This window comes from Hymenobacter metallilatus, assembly GCF_003944705.1.
In the GTDB taxonomy this organism is placed as follows: domain Bacteria; phylum Bacteroidota; class Bacteroidia; order Cytophagales; family Hymenobacteraceae; genus Hymenobacter; species Hymenobacter metallilatus.
Genome location: NZ_RWIS01000001.1, coordinates 85846 through 104405, shown reverse-complemented (window position 1 = coordinate 104405; position 18560 = coordinate 85846). Strand labels below are relative to the sequence as shown.

At 60.2% G+C, this 18560-nt stretch carries 14 protein-coding genes and 1 riboswitch; of the genes, 7 read left to right on the top strand and 7 right to left on the bottom strand.

Annotated features, from left to right (window positions below; translation table 11 throughout):
* Positions 1-87 precede the first annotated feature (87 nt).
* The gene (locus EI290_RS00405) at positions 88-1113 is read left to right on the top strand and encodes a M28 family peptidase (protein ID WP_125425533.1); all 1026 of its coding nucleotides are present in this window, start codon (positions 88-90) and stop codon (positions 1111-1113) included.
* Positions 1114-1352: 239 nt separating this feature from the next.
* Here the strand turns inward: EI290_RS00405 and EI290_RS00400 are convergent, their stop codons facing one another.
* Both EI290_RS00400 and EI290_RS00395 read right to left on the bottom strand, forming a co-directional pair.
* Entirely contained in the window at positions 1353-1871 is a 519-nt protein-coding gene (locus EI290_RS00400; RefSeq protein ID WP_125425531.1) for a GNAT family N-acetyltransferase, read from the bottom strand.
* A gap of 23 nt (positions 1872-1894) precedes the next feature.
* Positions 1895-2803, bottom strand: a complete 909-nt coding sequence (locus EI290_RS00395) for a S66 peptidase family protein (RefSeq protein ID WP_125425529.1) — start codon at positions 2801-2803, stop codon at positions 1895-1897.
* Positions 2804-2940: 137 nt separating this feature from the next.
* Between EI290_RS00395 and EI290_RS00390 the strand changes: the two genes are divergently transcribed.
* Positions 2941-4167 carry an alpha/beta hydrolase fold domain-containing protein gene (locus EI290_RS00390; RefSeq protein ID WP_125425527.1) on the top strand — a complete coding sequence of 409 codons (1227 nt, stop codon included), beginning with the start codon at positions 2941-2943 and terminating at the stop codon, positions 4165-4167.
* Between the two features lie 75 nt (positions 4168-4242).
* Positions 4243-5400, top strand: a complete 1158-nt coding sequence (locus EI290_RS00385; protein ID WP_125425525.1) for an alpha/beta hydrolase — start codon at positions 4243-4245, stop codon at positions 5398-5400.
* 220 nt (positions 5401-5620) lie between these two features.
* Here the strand turns inward: EI290_RS00385 and EI290_RS00380 are convergent, their stop codons facing one another.
* From EI290_RS00380 to EI290_RS00365, 4 genes are all read right to left on the bottom strand, one after another.
* Complete coding sequence (locus EI290_RS00380; protein WP_125425523.1) at positions 5621-6889, bottom strand: homoserine dehydrogenase; 1269 nt, start codon at positions 6887-6889, stop codon at positions 5621-5623.
* Positions 6879-7916, bottom strand: a complete 1038-nt coding sequence (metX, locus tag EI290_RS00375; RefSeq protein WP_125425521.1) for a homoserine O-acetyltransferase MetX — start codon at positions 7914-7916, stop codon at positions 6879-6881. The genes EI290_RS00380 and metX overlap by 11 nt, the downstream gene beginning before the upstream one ends.
* A 353-nt stretch (positions 7917-8269) precedes the next feature.
* On the bottom strand, positions 8270-9649 hold the full coding sequence (locus EI290_RS00370; protein WP_125425519.1) for an O-acetylhomoserine aminocarboxypropyltransferase/cysteine synthase family protein: 1380 nt from the start codon (positions 9647-9649) through the stop codon (positions 8270-8272).
* Between the two features lie 390 nt (positions 9650-10039).
* A riboswitch (SAM riboswitch) is annotated at positions 10040-10153 on the bottom strand.
* A 356-nt stretch (positions 10154-10509) separates the two neighbouring features.
* Complete coding sequence (locus EI290_RS00365; RefSeq protein WP_125425517.1) at positions 10510-10800, bottom strand: LysM peptidoglycan-binding domain-containing protein; 291 nt, start codon at positions 10798-10800, stop codon at positions 10510-10512.
* A 297-nt stretch (positions 10801-11097) separates the two neighbouring features.
* Between EI290_RS00365 and EI290_RS00360 the strand changes: the two genes are divergently transcribed.
* Both EI290_RS00360 and EI290_RS00355 read left to right on the top strand, forming a co-directional pair.
* On the top strand, positions 11098-11517 hold the full coding sequence (locus tag EI290_RS00360; RefSeq protein WP_125425515.1) for a hypothetical protein: 420 nt from the start codon (positions 11098-11100) through the stop codon (positions 11515-11517).
* Positions 11518-11644: 127 nt separating this feature from the next.
* Complete coding sequence (locus EI290_RS00355) at positions 11645-14233, top strand: erythromycin esterase family protein (RefSeq protein WP_125425513.1); 2589 nt, start codon at positions 11645-11647, stop codon at positions 14231-14233.
* Positions 14234-14319: 86 nt separating this feature from the next.
* On the opposite strand, the gene EI290_RS00350 is transcribed toward EI290_RS00355, so the two are convergent.
* The gene (locus tag EI290_RS00350; protein ID WP_125425511.1) at positions 14320-15405 is read right to left on the bottom strand and encodes a lysylphosphatidylglycerol synthase transmembrane domain-containing protein; all 1086 of its coding nucleotides are present in this window, start codon (positions 15403-15405) and stop codon (positions 14320-14322) included.
* A 348-nt stretch (positions 15406-15753) separates the two neighbouring features.
* Here EI290_RS00350 and dxs point away from each other — a divergent pair, with 348 nt between their 5' ends.
* Together dxs and EI290_RS00340 are read left to right on the top strand one after the other, a co-directional pair.
* Positions 15754-17697: a 1-deoxy-D-xylulose-5-phosphate synthase gene (gene dxs, locus EI290_RS00345; protein ID WP_125425509.1), complete on the top strand. Its 1944-nt coding sequence runs from the start codon at positions 15754-15756 to the stop codon at positions 17695-17697.
* A gap of 208 nt (positions 17698-17905) precedes the next feature.
* A complete protein-coding gene (locus EI290_RS00340) occupies positions 17906-18436 on the top strand; it encodes a YceI family protein (RefSeq protein WP_125425507.1) in 531 nt (176 codons plus the stop codon).
* Positions 18437-18560 lie beyond the last annotated feature (124 nt).

Genomic DNA, 18560 nt, shown 5'->3' with positions numbered 1-18560 from the left:
GCTCATGAGTTGTTAACTTGCCACTGCAACATCAGCACGCGAGATGCTTCGGCTGCGCCTCTGCATGACGTTCTTCATTCACTTTCTATGACGCCTGTACTTTCCCGCATTGCCCCGGCCGCCCTGGCCAGCCTGCTCCTGCTCACGGCCTGCCCCGGCAACAAGGACACGGCCGGAACCTCCACCGATACCGCGGCGGCTGAGGAAGCCGCGCTGCCCAAAGCCCCGGCCTTCAACGCCGATTCGGCTTACGCCTTTACGGCCAAGCAAGTGAGCTTCGGCCCGCGGGTGCCCAACACGGCGGCTCACGTAAAAACTGGCGACTGGATTATTGGCAAGTTCAAGGCAGCGGGCCTCACAGTGAAGGAGCAACCCTTTGAGGCCATGGCTTTCGATGGCAAAATGCTGAAGTCGCGCAACATCATTGCCCAGTACCTGCCCCAGGCCCCGCGGCGGGTGGCCATCTTCGCGCACTGGGATACCCGCCCCTTCGCCGACAAGGACAAAGACAAGAAAAACGCTCCCCTCGATGGCGCTTCCGACGGCGCCAGCGGCGTGGCCGTGGCCCTGGAAATGGCCCGCGTGCTGGGTACCCAGAAAGACAGCCTGGCTCCCGGCGTCGGTGTCGATTTTATTTTGTTCGACTCGGAGGATTATGGCTACGACGGCAGTACCCAGAGCGAGAAGAAAAACCTGTTGGGCAACCAGGAAAGCTGGTGCCTGGGTTCCCAGTACTGGGCCAAAAACCTGCTGCCCGTTGGCTATAAGCCCAACTATGGCATTCTACTGGATATGGTAGGTGCCAAGGGCGGTAAGTTCAGCCGTGAGGAACTCTCTCGGCAGAAAGCTCGCGACGTGGTAGATAAGGTGTGGAACACGGCCTCCCAACTGGGCTTCTCCGACTACTTCCTGTTTGCCGACGGCTATGGCATCACCGACGACCACGTGTTCACCAACAACGCCGGTATCCGCACCATCGACATCATCGACTTTCTGCCCAATGGCGAATTCCAGCCCTACCACCACACCACCCAGGACAATATGAGCATCATCGACCGGCGCACCCTCAAAGCCGTGGGCCAGACACTGCTGACGGTGGTATACGGCGAGTAGGCGGTTTGCTGGTAACAGATGCGGCCCCGGTAGCACAAGCTGCCGGGGCCGTTTGTCATTCGGACATTCCGCGCATCAGGTGGCGTGAGAAATCCGGGCATCGTTAGCGACATACTCTTTGCTCCAGCCAGTAGCGGACATCAGCCGCTCAGAACGAGTAAATGCTACGAATTTCACCGGCGCAAACAGCCTTGCCAGAACGAATCTGCGCTATCAGACCTATCTGCATCATCTGTGATTCAGAGCAGCTTATAATACACCACGGTAGCCTCCAGCGCCCCGCCGGGCACGCGGGCGAAGGCCGGAATAGCGCCGGCGGCGGTATAGCCCAGGCTTTGGTAAAGCAGCTCGGAGCCGGCACCCTGCAGCGTATCCAGCACCAGGGTGGAGCGGTTATGTTGCCGGGCCACCTCCTCCACGGCCAGCATCAGCTGCCGCCCGATACCGCGCCGCTGGGCCCGGGTGGGTACCAGCAGTTTGGATACCTCAGCGCGATGCAGGCCGTTGGGCTTGGTGGCCAGCACCAGCTGCACGGTGCCCACCAGCTGCCCGGCTTCCTCCGCCACAAGCAGGAGAGTAGTGCCGGCCGCTACGCCGGTGCCCACGCCTTCCCAGAACTCCTGCCCTTCGGCCGTAGTCAGGGGCGGCAGAAAGCCCACGGAGGCTTCTGCATCCACAGCGTCGCGGAGCAGTTCTGTCAGGGCGCTTATGTGCTGCGGAAACTCCCGGGCGGTTACGCGGTGAATGGTGACGGGCATACTGGCGGCTGATGAGGGGGGCGTTACACGTACTCCAGGCGTGTTCCTTCGGCGGCCGACACCGTCAGGCGGGCCATCCGGCCGACGATGAGTGCCTGGTTGTGGGGTTCGTGGCCTACCGGGAAGCCGTGGGCCACGGGAAAGCCGTAGCGTACGGCGTACTGGTTAATGATTTCGTTGGGCGTCTGGCCGTAAGGCACGGCATTGTCCTGGGGGTTGGTGAAATGGCCCACCACCAGCCCGGCCAGCCCGGCCAGTTTACCGGTGCGGTCCAGGTGCACCAGCATCCGGTCAATGGCATACAGGTACTCATCAATATCCTCCAGAAACAGGATGCGGCCCGCCGTAGGTACATCCGACTGCGTGCCGGTGAGGGTTTGCAGGATGCTGAGGTTGCCACCCACCAACTCGCCGGTGGCTGTGCCCGGGCGGTTGAGGACGTGGGCCGGGGCCGCGTAGCTGATTTCCTCCCCAAACAACGCCCGGCGCAGACTTTCCAACGAATCCTCTCCGCCTTCCAGATGAAACAGCAGCGGCATAACCCCATGAATGCTCTGGTGCCCGCGCCGCAGCAAATGGCAGTTCAGGGTGGTAATGTCCGAGAAGCCGGCTATCCACTTGGGGTCCTGGGCAAACCGGGAAAAGTCGATGCCATCGATGATGCGGGTGGTACCGTAGCCGCCCCGGGCGCAAAGGATGGCCCGGATTGCGGGGGTGTCGAGCTGCTGCTGAAAATCCTGGCGGCGCACTGCATCCTCGCCCCCAAACTGATGGTGGGCCACGTTGGTGCTGGCTCCCAGTACCACGCGCAGGCCCCAGCTTTCCAGAGTGGCCACTGCGGCGGCTAACTCCTTGTGCGAGGCTTTGCGGGCGGGGCAAACAATGGCAACCTGGTCGCCGGGGCGGAGGGAAGGCGGGGCAGTAGTGGGCATATAGCGTGCTTCTGAGAGGGTAAACCTACTGAATAGGTGCATACCCCACCATTGTGCTTTGGGTGGTTGTTAGAAAAAGAAAAATTTTGATTAAAAGAGTTATATTTTATATTGCATAAGTCATACACTGCTATCCTATGAAAAAACTTGTTTTTGCTCTGTTTTGCGGGTGGTTGGGTTGTGTAGCAACGGTAGCGGCGCAAACCCGCATTGATACTACCGGCGGACGATATTACCGGCCGGTTTTTACTAGCGTTATCCGCACCCAGGACGTCACGTACGGGGCCGCCACCGATTTTATGGGCAACAACCAGAATCTGCGGCTGGATATATACCAACCCCAGGGCGACACCGTGCGCCGTCGGCCCCTGCTGGTATTTGCCCACGGGGGAGGGTTTGTGTCTGGTAATAAAAACGATGCGGAAATAGTAGAGCTGTGCACCCGCTTTGCCCGCATGGGTTATGTTACGGCCAGCATTGATTACCGCCTGCTGTTTCTGCCTTTCGATACTCTGAACATTGGCCGGGCGGCCATCCGGGCTACCCAGGATATGCGGGCCGCCGTGCGCTTTTTCCGGCGGGATGCCGCCACCAGTAAAACCTACCGCATCCACCCCGATTTTATATATGCTGGTGGTTCCTCGGCCGGCGCCTTTATGGCCCTGCAAACCGGATATCTGGACAAGGACAGCGAAGTGCCCGCCTACATTGGTGTGGCGGCGCTGGGAGGACTGGAGGGCAGTAGTGGCAACCCAGGCTACAGCAGCACGGTGCGGGGCGTCATCAACCTGTGCGGGGCCTTGGGGCGCCCCTGGTGGATTGAAGCCGGCAACGTACCCTTGGTAAGCCTGCACGGCACCAATGATGCCGTGGTGCCCTACGGGGCCGGTACTGTAGGCAGCGGCCTGCCGCCCCAGAAAGTCTACGGCAGCGCTATTCTGAAAACCCGGGCCACGGCTGTGGGCGTTCCTAATCAGTTATATTCCTTTCGGCGGGCGGGCCATGTGCCTTACAGCGGCAGCAGTGCCACCGCCCTGGCATACATGGATACCACCATGCGCTTTGTCCGGGATTTTCTGCGGCCTCTGCTTCGGCAGCCAGGTACTGTAACAGCCACCCAGGCCGCCGCCGCCATTACCCCGCACGCCTACCCGGTACCGGCTACAGGAACCGTACAAGTACAGTGGCCGGCGGCGCTGGCGTTTCGGCCGCAACCGGTAGAGGTGCTCGATGCCACTGGCCGCGTAGTGCGCCGCCTGCGCTGGGAGCACCCCACGCTGCTCATTCGCCGGGAAGCTCTGCCCGCGGGTATCTACCTGGTGCGGGCGCCGGGACTGGCTGCCCGCCGCATTGTATTCGAGTAGAAATTTGAGGACACCGGCCGGCAAACTGGCAGTATCTTTGGAAAAGCAACGGCTCCATGGTCGTTGCTTTTTTGCATGAAATACAGTTGGCTGCTTGGAGTATTGTTATTGCTGAGTTTCGGGGTCCGGGCGCAGCCACCTGCACCCATCGATACTACCCACGGCCGCTACCACCGCCCGCTGTTCCGGCAGGTGCAGGTGCGGCGCAACGTGGAGTTTGCCCACGTCACCACCATGCTGGGCCTGCCCCAGACGCTGTACCTGGACGTATATGAGCCCCAGGGCGACACCGTACGCCGCCGCCCCCTGGTGGTGCTGGCCCACGAGGGCGGCTTCCTGACGGGTACCCGCGACGATGCCGTAATGACGGCCCTGTGCACCCGCCTGGCCCGCCTCGGCTACGTGGCCGCTACCATTGATTACCGGCTCTATTTCTTCCCGTTTGACACCGTGGGCATTGGTCGGGCGGCCATCCGGGCCACCCAGGATATGCGTGCCGCCGTGCGCTTTTTCCGCCACGATGCCGCCACAGCCCGCAAGTTTCGGGTGCATCCGCAGTACGTGTTTGTGGGCGGTTCCTCGGCCGGGGGCTTTATGGCCCTGCAAACCGGCTACCTCAACAAAGCCTCCGAAGTGCCCGCTTACCTAAATGTAGCGGCCCTGGGCGGGCTGGAAGGCACGGGGGGCAATGCCAAATTCAGCAGCCGGCCCCGGGGGGTAATCAACCTGTGTGGGGCGCTGGCCCGGGCCAGTTGGCTGGAAGCCGGCGACCCGCCTTTATGCAGCGTGCACGGCACCCGCGACGGGCTGGTACCCTACGCCAAAGGCACCATTGGGGCCCAGCTGCCGGCCCAGCTCGTGTATGGTAGCGGGGCGCTGCGGGTGCGTGCCAACACCGTGGGGGTGCCCAATGTGCTGCGCCGCCTGCGCGGGGCCGGGCACGTCCCGTACTCCTTTGAGCCCACGTATATCGATTCAGCTTTCGTGACCGTGCGCGACTTTCTGCGGCCGCTGCTGGGTGCCGGTGCGCCTGGGCCGTTGCTGGCGGCCGCCCTCAATCCGCGCCGTACTGCCCAGGTTACGGCCATGCTCCTGCCGCGCCGCATCAGTGTGCAGCTACCCTCGCCACCCGAGCTGGTCTGGCAGCCCGATTTGCTGAAAGCTATGCCCGATTCAGTGCGGCGGCCAGCCCTGATAGCCCCGGAGACTAGTGGTGCGGCACCGGCGCAGTAGGGCGAAGCCTTTGCTTCGCGTATTTCCGGCAGTATGGAAACGATGAAGTTGGCAACACGCGAAACAAAGGCTTTGCGTTGTAAACCACCCGCCCTATGTACACCAAAGCCCCTGCTGTCACTCGGACAGCAGGGGCTTTTCGTTTTTCTGAGTTTCTACCTCCGAAAAGGACCGATTGTGCCGCCCTGCTCGCAGCAGCAGCTGGCTCTACGCTTTCGGTTTATTCCGCTGAACCCTCGGCCACCAACACCTCATTGCTGACGGGGCGGAGGCGGCCGGTGCGTACAACGAAGGCGCCGTACTTGCGCAGGGTGTCGCGGTGGCGGATGAGGTTGGCCAGGGCTACGTAGCCCACCACGTACTCGTCCTCGTCGGCTTCCTCTGATATTTCGCTGAAGTCCAGCAGGTCAATCAGGCGGTCCTCGTCGGTGCGCAGGTAAATCTCCACTTCCAGATCGGAGGCGTATTCGGCGGGGGTGGCGGTTTTAGGATACTGGTAGGCGAAACCCTGACGCAGCGCGGCCAAATCGGCAAGTACGGCCGAGCCGGTGGGGTGCCCCCCGGCCCCGCGTCCCCGCAAAAACTGCTCACCCGCAAAATCAGCCTCCAGCACCACGCCGTTAAACTCATGGTCGACGGTGTACAACGGCGACTCGGGGCCAACTAGCTGGGGGGTAACCAGGGCAGTTACGCGGCCATCGGCCAGGCGCTGCAGGCCGGCTACTACTTTAATTTTTTGGCCCTGGCTGGCTGCAAAGGCAATATCCACGGCGCTGATACCTTCAATGCCCAGGTTCAGCACCTGCTCGGGGTTCAGGAAAGAGCCGTAGGCATGTGCGGCCAGCAATACGGCTTTGGAGCGCGGGTCGAAGGCCGCCATGTCCAGGGTGGGGTCGGTTTCGGCGAAGCCCTTCTGTTGGGCTTCCCGCAGGGCCGGCGCGTAGTCGGAGCCATCCTCGCCCATGCGGGTCAGCACGTAGTTGGAAGAGCCGTTCAGAATGCCCGTGAGGCGGCGTAGCGGCTCCTGCCCAAAGTAGGCGTCCAGGGTACGGATGACGGGAATGCTGCCGCATACGGCCGCTTCATATAATAATGTGCCCTGGCCGGCGCGCTGCAGCTGCACCAGTTCCGGCAGGTGGCGGGCCAGCATGGCCTTGTTGGCCGTAACCACGCGCCGGCCCCGGCGCAGGGCCTCGCTTACCAGCCGAAAAGCCGTGTCAGCGTCGTCAATTACTTCCACCAGCACATCCAGGGAGTCATCGGCCACTAGGGCGTCGGCATCAAACTCAAACCGCTCGGCGGGCAACGGCCGCTCTTTGCCCGGCGTTTTTACGGCAATGCGGCTGATGGTAAAAGCCGCTTCTGGGCGCTGCTGCAGAATATCGTACAAGCCCTGGCCTACGCAGCCAAACCCGATCAAGCCAACCCGCCACGCTTGGGCGGGGGCAGATACGGAGGCAACAGGCAGGGAGGCAAGGTTAATGGACATACGTCTGGACGTAGAATCGTTCGAGAAAATGGGTGATTTGGGCGGTTTCAATCAGGAAACCGTCGTGGCCGTACTGGGAGTCCATTTCGGCGTACATGGCCCCTTTGATGTAGCGGGCCAGCATCTGCTGCTCCTGGGGCGGAAACAGCACATCGGAGGTAATACCCAGCACCAGCGTGCGGGCCCGAATGCGGCCCAGTGCCGCCTGTACGCTGCCCCGGCCCCGGCCCACATTGTGGGAGTCCATGGCCTGGCTAAGCGCTACGTAGCTGTAAGCATCGAAGCGGGCCACCAGCTTGTCGCCCTGGTAGCGTTGGTAGGAACTGGCCAGAAAATCGGTGATTTTGGCCTCATCCTGGTCGGTTTGAGTGCTGCCGTAGGCGTGGTGGCTGCGGTAGCTAAGCAGGGCTACGGCCCGGGCCGCCCGTAAACCGGCCGCGCCCCCAGTGGGGGTGCCCTGGTGGTAGGTGGGGTCGGCGAGGATGGCCAGCCGCTGGGCCTCGTTGAAGGCAATGCCCCAGGCGGAGTGCCGGGCACTGGTAGCCAGCAACACCAGGTTTTCAAACACCGCCGGGCGCTGCACGGCCCATTCCACTGCCTGCTGCCCCCCGAGAGAGCCCCCAATCAGGGTATGAATCCGGGCCAGAGCCAGGTGTTCCCGCAGGGCCTCATGCACCGCCACCATGTCGCGGATGGTGACGAGCGGAAACTGCTGGTAAGCGGCCTCCCCGCTGCTGGGGTCGGGCGTGAGCGGACCCGTAGTGCCGTAGCAGGAGCCCAGCACGTTGGCGCACACAATAAACCACTCGCTTGGGTCGAAATGACAGCCGGGGCCCACCAAACCAGGCCACCACTCCAGCACATCGGAGTTGGCAGTGAGGGCATGGCACACCCACAGCACGTTGTCGCGGGTGGGGCTCAACTGCCCGTAGGTGTGGTAGGTTACCTCCACGTGCGGTAGCACAGACCCGGTTTCCAGCCGAAGCGGCCGGGGCAGGCGAAACACATGGGAGTTTTCGGAAGACATGGAATTGAGAGTTGAGTGATAAGAGTTGAATAATGAAAGGATGAGGGAAATCGTGACAGGTGATAGGTGAGTAAACAGCCCGTCATGCAGAGGCACCGTTGAAGTATCCCGCGTGCTGACGGTAGAATGTCATACTGAGTATGGGCCTGTGACCTGATGCGGCCCATGCTCAGCATGACGCTCTTTTCACCTCCTCACTCAACTCTCATTACTTAATAAGTGCGGGCACCACTGGTCTTTCGGGTTTCTCTCTCACAAAATCCCGAAACGGGTGCCCGCGCTGCGTGCTGGAAGCTGTGCAGCCGGAGGCTCTCTCACCTTCCTCCGGCCACCTCAACCCCTCTCAAGCTGTGTTAGACTTCCAGCGGTGCAGCGTGTTCGGTTGCCGGCTCCGGCAGCAGGGTGCTGTCGGTGTCCGGGGTGGCGGCGTTACGGACGGCCTCAAACGCCTGGGCCAGATCGGCCCGGATATCCTCAAAATGCTCGATGCCCACTGATATGCGCAGCAGCGTAGGCGTTACGCCGGCGGCGCGCTGCTCCTCCTCTGAAAGCTGCTGGTGGGTAGTTGCCGAGGGCTGGATGATGAGGGTTTTGGCATCCCCCACGTTGGCCAAATGGCTTACCAGCTTCAGGTTATCAATGAATTGAATGGCAGTTTCCTTGGAGCCTTTAATGGCGAAAGTCAGCACGCCTCCGTAACCCCGCTTCAGATACTTCTGAGCCAGCGTGTGATAGGGGCTGCTTCTCAAACCAGGGTAGTTTACGGCCTCTACCTGCGGATGCTGCTCCAGCCAGGTGGCAATGCGCAAGGCATTTTCCACGGTGCGGTCTACGCGCAGGCTTAACGTTTCCAGGCCTTGCAGCAGCAGGAAAGAGTTAAAGGGGCTTTGCGAGGGGCCAAAGTCGCGCAGGCCTTCTACCCGGGCCCGGATAATAAAGGCAATGTTGCCGAATGGGCCATTTTTGCCAAATACGTCGTTGAATACCAGCCCGTGGTAACCGTCCGAAGGCTCGGTAAACTGCGGAAATTTGCCATTGCCGAAGTCATACTTGCCGCCATCCACTATTACGCCCCCGATGCTGGTGCCGTGGCCGCCAATCCACTTCGTGGCCGACTCCACCACAATGTGCGCGCCGTGCTCCAGGGGCCGGAACAGGTAGCCACCTGCCCCAAACGTGTTGTCCACGATAAGCGGCAAATCGTGCTTCTCAGCAATGGCGGCAATCCGCTCGAAATCGGGCACGTTGAAGCCCGGGTTGCCAATGGTTTCCAAATACAACGCCTTGGTATTCCCGTCAATCAGGGCTTCGAAGCTTTCCGGTTTGTCGCCATCGGCAAAGCGTACTTCAATACCCAGGCGCTTGAAAGCCACCTTAAACTGGTTGTAGGTGCCTCCGTACAGAAAAGAGGTAGAGACAAAGTTGTCGCCGGCCTGCAGAATATTATTGAGGGCAATGAACTGCGCTGCCTGCCCCGACGCTACCGCCAGTGCGGCCACACCACCCTCGAGGGCTGCAATGCGCTGCTCAAACACGTCGGTGGTGGGGTTCATCAGGCGGGTATAAATGTTGCCGAATTCCTTGAGGGCAAACAAGTTAGCGCCGTGCTCGGCACTCTTGAACACGTAGCTGGTCGTCTGATGAATTGGCACAGCACGGGAGCCGGTTACGGGGTCAGGCTGCTGGCCGGCGTGGAGTTGCAGAGTTTCGAAGTGGAGGTTTTGCGTGGACATGGCAAGGCTGAGTTAGAAGGCGTTGGATATGGATGGGGAAAGGCGAAAACCGCCGAAATGCCGCCGTAAGCGGAGCTGAAGCCGCACCAGCATCAGTCAGCCAGACAACTGGCAACGAACCGCGAAAGGTGTGGGCCGGCTTACCGGGTACCGGTTAGCCGATACCATCGGTCTGGGCGAAGCTACTGATAGGGGAGGGGCTGCGGAGCCGGATTCAGGCTAGCAACAGCAACAACACGCGCTGCTACAGCAGCGCATTCGCATCCGGCGGGCTGCTGCAGAAGTAGCAGGAGCAGCGCGAAAACCCCACGGCAAAACAGCAGGCCCAAAGGCGGCTGGAGCGGTGAGGTGCGTGAGAACGAAGGCGGGGTTGTTTTCCATGGTACTCCTGAGTTATATGTCCCGCCGCCGGATGGCTGGTCGGGCAGGAATTGGCACCTTTCGCGCGGTCGAAGGTTGCCAGTGGGTCACGGAGCCTGTTCTCTCGCCACTTCTGTATAAATCCTATGAAAACTACCCCGCCGCGAGCGGGGGAGTACCGGGTTGGTGTTGCAAAGGTATAGACGCAGATTTGATATCTGCAAGGAATAAGTGAAAATAAATAAAAATATTTTTAAGCAGCTCCATAAGCTTGTTGTTTATCTGGTTTAGCTCGCAAACTACTGATAGTCAATTTTGTAAAACTAAGTTAGTGGCTGTATAGTTACGAGTGAAGTCCGTTGGTTAGCCTGGTAGTAACTCCTCAATGGCTGCGTGTGGCAGCACGGTGGGCAATGAGGAGCAGGACAAAATACACGAGCAAACACAGAAAAAGCCACTCCAGTACGGAGTGGCTTTTTGCATATTTTCAAGAATAACGGCTAGCTGGAAATCTTGGGCAGTGTCAGAACCTGGCCTATTTCAATCTTGTTGGGGTCGGAGCCAATAATGTTCTTATTAGCCTCATAAATCTGGTGCCATTTGGTGCCGTCGCCGTAATGGTTGCGGGCAATTTTAGACAGCGAATCGCCACTTACTACGGTGTAGGTTTCGCCTTCGGTAGCGGCAGGCTGGTTGGTGCCGAAGAAGTCGGTAGCACCACCGGCGGCCGGTTTAGCGGGCTCAACGGGTTTTTTTTCGCCGTCGTTCGAGAGAAAATCAAAGAGTCCCATGGGAGCAGAAGCGTTAAAAGTGGGAGGGGAAGCACCGACAACCGACCACGGAGGCGGGCAGTCACAGGCTTCTTACGCCGTGGCAGGCAATAGGTTGTAGCTGCACCGTATTCCGCGCAGGGGTCTGCCTTAGGAGCACTGGCACTGGTTTTCCCAAAGTTGTAGCGGCACTGTATTCTGCGGGGACGGGCAGTTGTCGCCGGGGCGAACATCTTCTTCGGCCCTGCCGTAGTAAGCGCATTGTCGGCCTTGGTGGCCGTTGCGTTTGCTACATCCTTCATCCCATTCATTCTCCCCATGAAAACCCTGACCTCTCCCTTCCGCCTCCTGGCCAGCCTGCTGGTATTGATGGTTCTCTTCACGGCTGCTTCCTGCGGCAGCAAGGAGGGCAAAGTAGAAGGCGTAAATATGTTGTATGGCACCCAGAGCAAAGTCTGGAAAACGGATAAAGAACTGAGCTCCACCGGCGACAAAGTAAAGCAGACCGATGCCCAGGAAGACGAGCGTATCACCTTCTTCGCCAACGGGCAATACAATATGACCTCGCCCACGGGAGCCGTGAATGGTAAATACGACTTCGACCAGGCGGCCAAGAAAATTACCATGACGCCCGAAGGGGCTGCTCAAAGCAATACGTTCGACGTGGTAACCCTTACGGACGACAAGCTGACGCTGAAAGCGCCCACGGGTGCCGAGTTGAAGCTCGAAAAAGAATAACCCTGCTGCTAGGTTTGTATAGTAGTCCAAAAACTCAGAAAGCCTCTCTGCAACAAGCAGAGGGGCTTTTTTGATGCTTATTGCCGGAAGTACGTAGCTTGCCAGCTCACTACATACTAGGGTTACTATGTTTTCTATCCGAGTGCTGGCTCTGGCGGGCTGGCTGAGTGTGCTGGCGGGGCCGCTGCTGGCGCAGAACGCTCCCCTTCCGGTGGCAGCGGCAAGCGCACCTGTTACTACCCATCCGGTCCGCAGCATTAGCCCCACCGATACCAACTTCTCCGACCTGGAATTTCTGCGGCCGGAAATTGGCGGGGCGCGGGTGGTTATGCTGGGCGAGCCGACCCATGGAGAGGGCAACGTGTTCGAGGCTAAAGTTCGGCTGCTGCGCTTCCTGCAGGTGCGCATGGGCTTCACAACGGTAGCCTTTGAGAGTGGCTTTTATGAGCTGGACAAAGCCCAGCGCCAGCTAACGGCCGGCACCCCGGCAGCCGAAGCCATGGATAACAGCGTGTTTGGCGTGTGGACCGGCACCCGCGAGTTTCGGGAGATACTGCCGCTGCTGGGGCCCGGCAAGCTGCGCGTGGCCGGCTTCGACTACCAGCTGAGCGGAGCCTACCAGGAGGAGCTGCTGGAGGAGTTGGAGGCATTTCTGAAGCCCGAAAAAGGAGCCGACGGCATTGCCTACGACTATTTGGAGGAGTGCATCAGCATGATGGGGGAGCATTTTCTATTTCCGCCTTCGCACCAGATTGTGGTGTTTGATATGCAGCTGAACAAGGCCCGCAAGCTGCTGGAAAAGGTGAAAACCGGCCCCGATGCTACGCGGCGCGAGCGGGCCACCTTCTGGCTCCAAAACCTGCGTAGCCTGCAAGCCGCCGCCCACGACTACGCCACCAACGACCCCGGCACGAAAGACTCCACTGAGTTTAAGGCCACCGACAGCAACCCCCGCGACGCCCAGATGGCCGACAACCTGCTGTGGTATCTGCGCCAGCACCCCCAGGAAAAAGTGGTCTGCTGGGGAGCATTGCCCCACCTCGCCAATAAAGTGGAGGTGCTGGCTGATGCCGAAATCAAGACCTACAAACCCATGGGGCGGGCCGTAAAGGCTGCCCTGGGTGAGGATGCCGTGTACGTGCTGGGCACGCTGGCCGGGGGCGGCACGCACGGTTTCGGCTCCTGGGGCAAGTACCTGCCCGTGCCCGCGCCGGCTCCCGGCACGCTGGAAGCCGAGTTGTTGGCCCAGGGGCAGGAGTACAGCTTCGTAAGCCTGAAGCATGATGCCCAAGGCAAGGCCTTGACCACGTACGCCTTCGAGTACCAGCCGCAAACCGGCCCCTGGAGCGAGGTAGTAGATGGGTTTCTATTCCTGAAAACAGTGAACCCACCTCACGGCGCGGTAGCAGCTTCCGCCACGGCGGCAGAAACTCCGGTGGCGGCAACTCTGGTGCCCTCGGCCCCCGGCCACCTGAACCCGGCCGCCCGGCTGGTAGCCCCGGCCAAAAGCGGCGCGGCCCTTACACTCAGCGGCACCATTCTCGACGGAAAAACCAATAAGCCGGTGCCCTTTGCCACGGTGGCCGTGCCCGCCCGCAGCGCTGGCACCGTAACGGACGAGCAGGGCCGCTTCCGGCTGGAAACGCGCCGGGGCGAGCTGGTGCAGGTGAGCAGCATCGGTTACGAGCCGGCTACCGTAGCCGCCCAGAGTACCGCCGCCCTGAGCGTGCGCCTCGCGCCCGCCGCCTTCGCCCTGGACAATGTGCGCGTGAGTGCCCAGTCGCAGGACCCGAGGCGCATCATGAAAAAGGTGATAAAAGCTGCCGAAGCCAACTACGAGCAGCAGGATTACACCCAGCAGGGGTACACGCACCGGCGCATTACGGGGTACGACACCTTGCGTCACGAAATAGAGTACACCAATCAGGAATGGACGCCCGCCGAGTATCGGCACTGGGCCGGGGGCTTTCTGATGCTGGAAAAGATGCCGGTTCACCAGGTGCAGGAAAAGCGGCTAATCACAGGGAAGGATACCTGGGACGTATACAGGGAGGGCGGCTACGGCTTCGCTGGCGGCTTCGACCCAGTGCGGGTTTCGCCGCTGTTCAAAGCCGCTACGCTGGGCAAGTTCCGGCTCCGGCTGGATACCATTGAGCAACACGGTGTTGATACGTGGTACGTGATTCGCTTTGCCGCCAAGCGGGCCAGCCACCGCGCAACGGGCCTGAGCTTCGTGAGGGGTTACTCGGGCAAAGTGTACGTGCGTCAGCAGGACTACGCCGTGGTGCGCTACGAGGGTTTCTGGCAGCACGATACGGCCGAAGTCAACGCTCTTGCGCACAAGTACTACGGCCGCCATAACCTCACCGCCCGGCTGTTTTCCGCCGTATTCCAGGACCACCGCGCCACGCACATCGTCACGTACCAACGCGGCAATTCCGGCCGCTATTATGCCTCCACCAGCGTAGCCCAGGCCCAGGTAGTTGGCCATGTGCTAGGCGGTAGTCCGTTCTACACGCAGAATGCCTGCCAGGTATACTACGCGCCGCCCACGCGGGTGCCGGCGGCCGAGCTACCAGACCCCAAGCAGAAGCCGGAGTTGCGCGGCGGCGGACTCTGGCAACTCTCTAAAGTGCCCTACCGCCCCGAGTTCTGGCAAACCTACCAGCGCCCCGTGCCTGCCGAGCCGGCCCCAACGCTGGAAGCCGGGAAGTAAAACATGTCATTCTGAGCGTAACGAGAAATCTGGGGTATACCAGTGAGGTGGTAAAGCCAGATTTCTCGCTTTGCTCAGAATGACCGTTAAGAGTGCAGGACCTGCTCGGCTTTCCGCTTGCCGTAAATGCGCGTTATCCAGCGGGGCAGGAATACGGCCCCCAGCACCAGATACAGGTAATACGTAACGATACGGTAGAGTAATACCATGAAATTGGTCATGGTGGGGGTGCCGATGAACTTGCCGAAGAAGGTAGGAAACGCGCCCTCGGCAATGCCCGCCCCACCCGGCGTAATGGCAATCAATAAGATAACCTTGTAGGTGAGGTTGCGGCCGAAAATCAGCCAGAACTCTGGCCAGCTCACGTCGATAAACGCCGCAATCAGGCAGCCGATAACCAGGTAGCGGGCCGTCCAGACGAAGGCCGTGCTCAGGGCCGCCCGCAGCCAGTAGCCCCAGCCGTTGCCCCGCAGCTGCTGGGAGGCCAGCACCAGCTCGTTGCCGTGCTGGTAGGCCTTATTGCGCCAGCGCCGCAGTCCGCGCACCGAAAACAGCCGGATAAACAGCCGCCGCACCGCCTGCGGGTTCACGAAAATGGCGTACAGCATCAGCAGAGCGTAGGCCGTCACGAACACGTAGCTCAGCACAAACCCTACCCGCAGCGTGGCCACCAGCCCGCCCTGCAAGGCCTCGTGCGGGTACAGCGCGTCGCCCCCAATGAGCACCACCAGCGGCACCATCAGCACATAATACAGGTTGTCGAGCATGGCCGTAGCCATAATGTAGGCCACCGATTTGCCCAGTGGAATGCCCTCTTTGTGCAGCAGTACCGGAGCCACCGCCGTACCGCCCACCGCCGAGGGGAGAATGCACGACGAGAACTCCCAGAGCATGATGACATCCAGGGCAGCCCGCCAGCTGAGTACTTTCTCGGTCAGGTAGCGGATGCGGTACACGTAGCCGGCGTCGCGGGCTACCAGCACCACCAGCATCAGCAGCAGCCACAGCGGCTTGGCATTGGCCAGGGGGGCTAGGTCGCCGGGCTGGTAGCTGCGCCAGAACATGAAGCCCACCACGCTCAGACCCAGCAACACCGGCAGCACAATCCGCGAGGGACGGAGCTTGTCGAGCAGCTGCTGGTCTTCGGCCTGGGGTTTGATGAGCTGGGGCATTACCGGCGGGTTTGGGTGGGGCGGATAAAGGTACGGATTTGGGCAGGGTAGGGTGTTAAAGTAGGGTTAAGCAGGAAGCGCACCTATACATTCAGAGCATTTCGCGCCTCGAGCAGAGCCCGGAGCCTTATCATGTTTGGGTGACTACCGCTCGGCTCATTCATACGTGATAAGCTCCTGCATTTTGCTTAGGATGACAGATACGGCTGGAATGCCGTTCCGTCCCAACCGCCGGAACGGAAAACCCGTAACTTTGTCCATCGTGTCAGGCTGAGTTGGCGGAACCCATAACCTTCCGTGTAGCTTTGCTGTTGCCTCGCTACTTATTCCCCCTTCTACCTTCTGCACATGATTGTCGAACCTGGTGCCCTGCTGGCGGAAATTAATTCCCCCGACGACCTGAAAAAGCTCAGTCCCGACCAATTGGTGCAGGTGAGCCAGGAGCTGCGGCAATTTATCATTGATACCGTCTCCATTTATGGTGGTCACTTTGGGGCCTCTCTGGGAGTGGTTGAGCTGACGGTGGCGCTGCATTACGTCTTCAACACGCCCCACGACCAGCTGGTGTGGGATGTGGGCCATCAGGCCTATGGCCATAAAATACTCACCGGCCGCCGCGACCAGTTCCCTACGAACCGCCGCTACAAAGGCATGTCGGGGTTTCCCAAGCGCAGCGAAAGTGAGTACGATGCTTTCGGGGTGGGCCACAGCAGCACCAGCATTGGAGCGGCATTGGGCATGGCCGTAGCTTCCGATTATAAGAAGGAATTTGACCGCCAGCACATTGCCGTCATCGGCGACGGGGCCATGACGGCCGGTATGGCCTTCGAGGCCCTCAACCACGCCGGGGTGGAGAAATCCAACCTGCTGGTTATTCTTAACGACAACTGCATGAGCATCGACCCCAACGTGGGCGCGCTCAAGGAATATCTCACCGACATTACTACCTCCCGTACTTACAACAAGGTGCGCGACGAGCTGTGGAATGTGCTGGGCAAGCTCAGCAAGTTCGGTCCCAACCCCCAACAGATTGCCCGCAAGGTGGAGTCGGCCATGAAGGCAACCCTGCTCAAACAAAGCAACCTGTTCGAGGCCCTGAATTTCCGCTACTTCGGCCCGGTAGATGGGCACGATGTGCAACACCTGGCCACCATTTTGCAGGACCTCAAGAGCATTCCGGGCCCCAAGCTGCTGCACTGCGTAACAGTGAAGGGTAAGGGCTATGCGCTGGCCGAAAAGGACCAGACGCTGTGGCACGCTCCCGGCCTGTTTGACAAGGTAACCGGCGAAATCCACACCAAAACCTACGAGAAGCCCCAGCCGCCCAAGTATCAGGATGTGTTTGGGCACACCATTGTGGAGCTGGCCGAGCAGAACTCCGCAATTATGGGCGTGACGCCGGCCATGCCCTCGGGCTGCTCGCTCAACATTATGATGAAGGCCATGCCCGACCGCGCCTTCGACGTGGGCATTGCCGAGCAGCACGCCGTGACCTTCTCGGCCGGCCTCGCCACCCAGGGTCTGGTGCCGTTCTGCAACATCTACAGCTCCTTCATGCAGCGCGCCTACGACCAGGTGCTGCACGACGTAGCCCTGCAGAAGCTGCACGTGGTGTTCTGCCTCGACCGCGCCGGTTTTGCCGGTGCCGACGGCCCCACCCACCACGGCTGCTACGATTTGGCCTACATGCGCTGCATTCCCAACATGGTAGTGTCGGCCCCCATGAACGAGGAAGAGCTGCGTAACCTGATGTACACGGCCACCCTGCCCGAAAACGCCGGCCCGTTCAGTATCCGCTACCCCCGCGGCGAAGGCGTGATGCCGGAATGGCGCAAGCCCCTGAAGAAAATTACCGTGGGCACCGGCCGCGTGGTGCGCGAGGGTGAAGGCGTGGCGGTGCTCAGCATCGGCCACATCGGCAACTACGCCGTGAAAGCCACCCAGCAGCTGGTAGCCGAGGGCCTCAACCCCGGCCACTACGACATGCGCTTTTGTAAGCCGCTGGATGAGGAAATGCTGCATAATATTGCCCGCCGGTACAAGGCTATTGTAACGGTAGAAGACGGCTGCCTGCCCGGCGGCTTCGGCGCGGCCGTGCTGGAGTTCCTTGCCGACCACGGCTACAGCCTCCCCGTGAAGCGCCTCGGCATTCCGGACCGTATCGTGGAGCACGGCACCCAGGATGAGTTGTATAAAGAGTGCGGCTTCGACGCCGCTGGCATTGCCGCCGCCCTGCGCGAAATGAGCGGCAAGGTAGCCGCCGCCGCGCCTCTGGCAACGGTGCTGCTGTAAGCTGGTATTGATGGTAGAGAAAAGCCCCGCTGGATTTATCCGGCGGGGCTTTTTGATTTAACCCTCTGCTGTATTACAAGTAAAAAAATAAAATGATGTACATACATCATTTGTAAAAGAAGTATGTACATTTGTTCCGAGGACGACAGCCGGGTTCCGGGGCCGGACTCGTGTTGTGTTTCCCTTCATCCTTTAAGCGCGTACAACTATGGCAACCACCAAATGGGTTCTGGACCCGATGCACTCCGAAGTACAGTTCAAGATCAAGCACCTCGTTATTTCGACGGTAACCGGCGCGTTCAAGCAGTTCGATGGCTCGGCCGAAACCGAAGGCGACACTTTTGATAACGCCCAGGTGCGCATGAGTCTTGATGTGAACAGCATCGACACGAACCAGGAGCAGCGCGACCAGCACCTGAAGGCCGACGACTTCTTCGCCGTGGCAACTTTCCCTCACATTACCTTTGAATCCACGAGCCTGGCCAAATCAGGTTCTGACTATAAGCTCACCGGCAACCTCACCATCAAGGACGTGACCAAGCCGGTTACGCTGGATGTGGAGTACGGCGGCACCGCCACCGACTTTTACGGCAACACCAAGGCCGGCTTTGAAGTGAGCGGTAAAATCAACCGCAAAGACTTCGGCCTGACCTGGGAAGGCATCACCGAAGCCGGCTCCATTGTGGTGGGTGAAGATGTGAAGCTGCTAGCCAGCGTGCAGTTCGCCAAGCAAGCCTAAGCAGCCGCTTTATTTCCCGCGCCGGGCCGCACACCGAAGGCTCGTTCAGTAGGCGTGTCCGCCGCGGCGAGTATGGTGTAACACGCCCGTTTCCTGGTGCAGGAAGCGGGCGTGTTGGCATTAG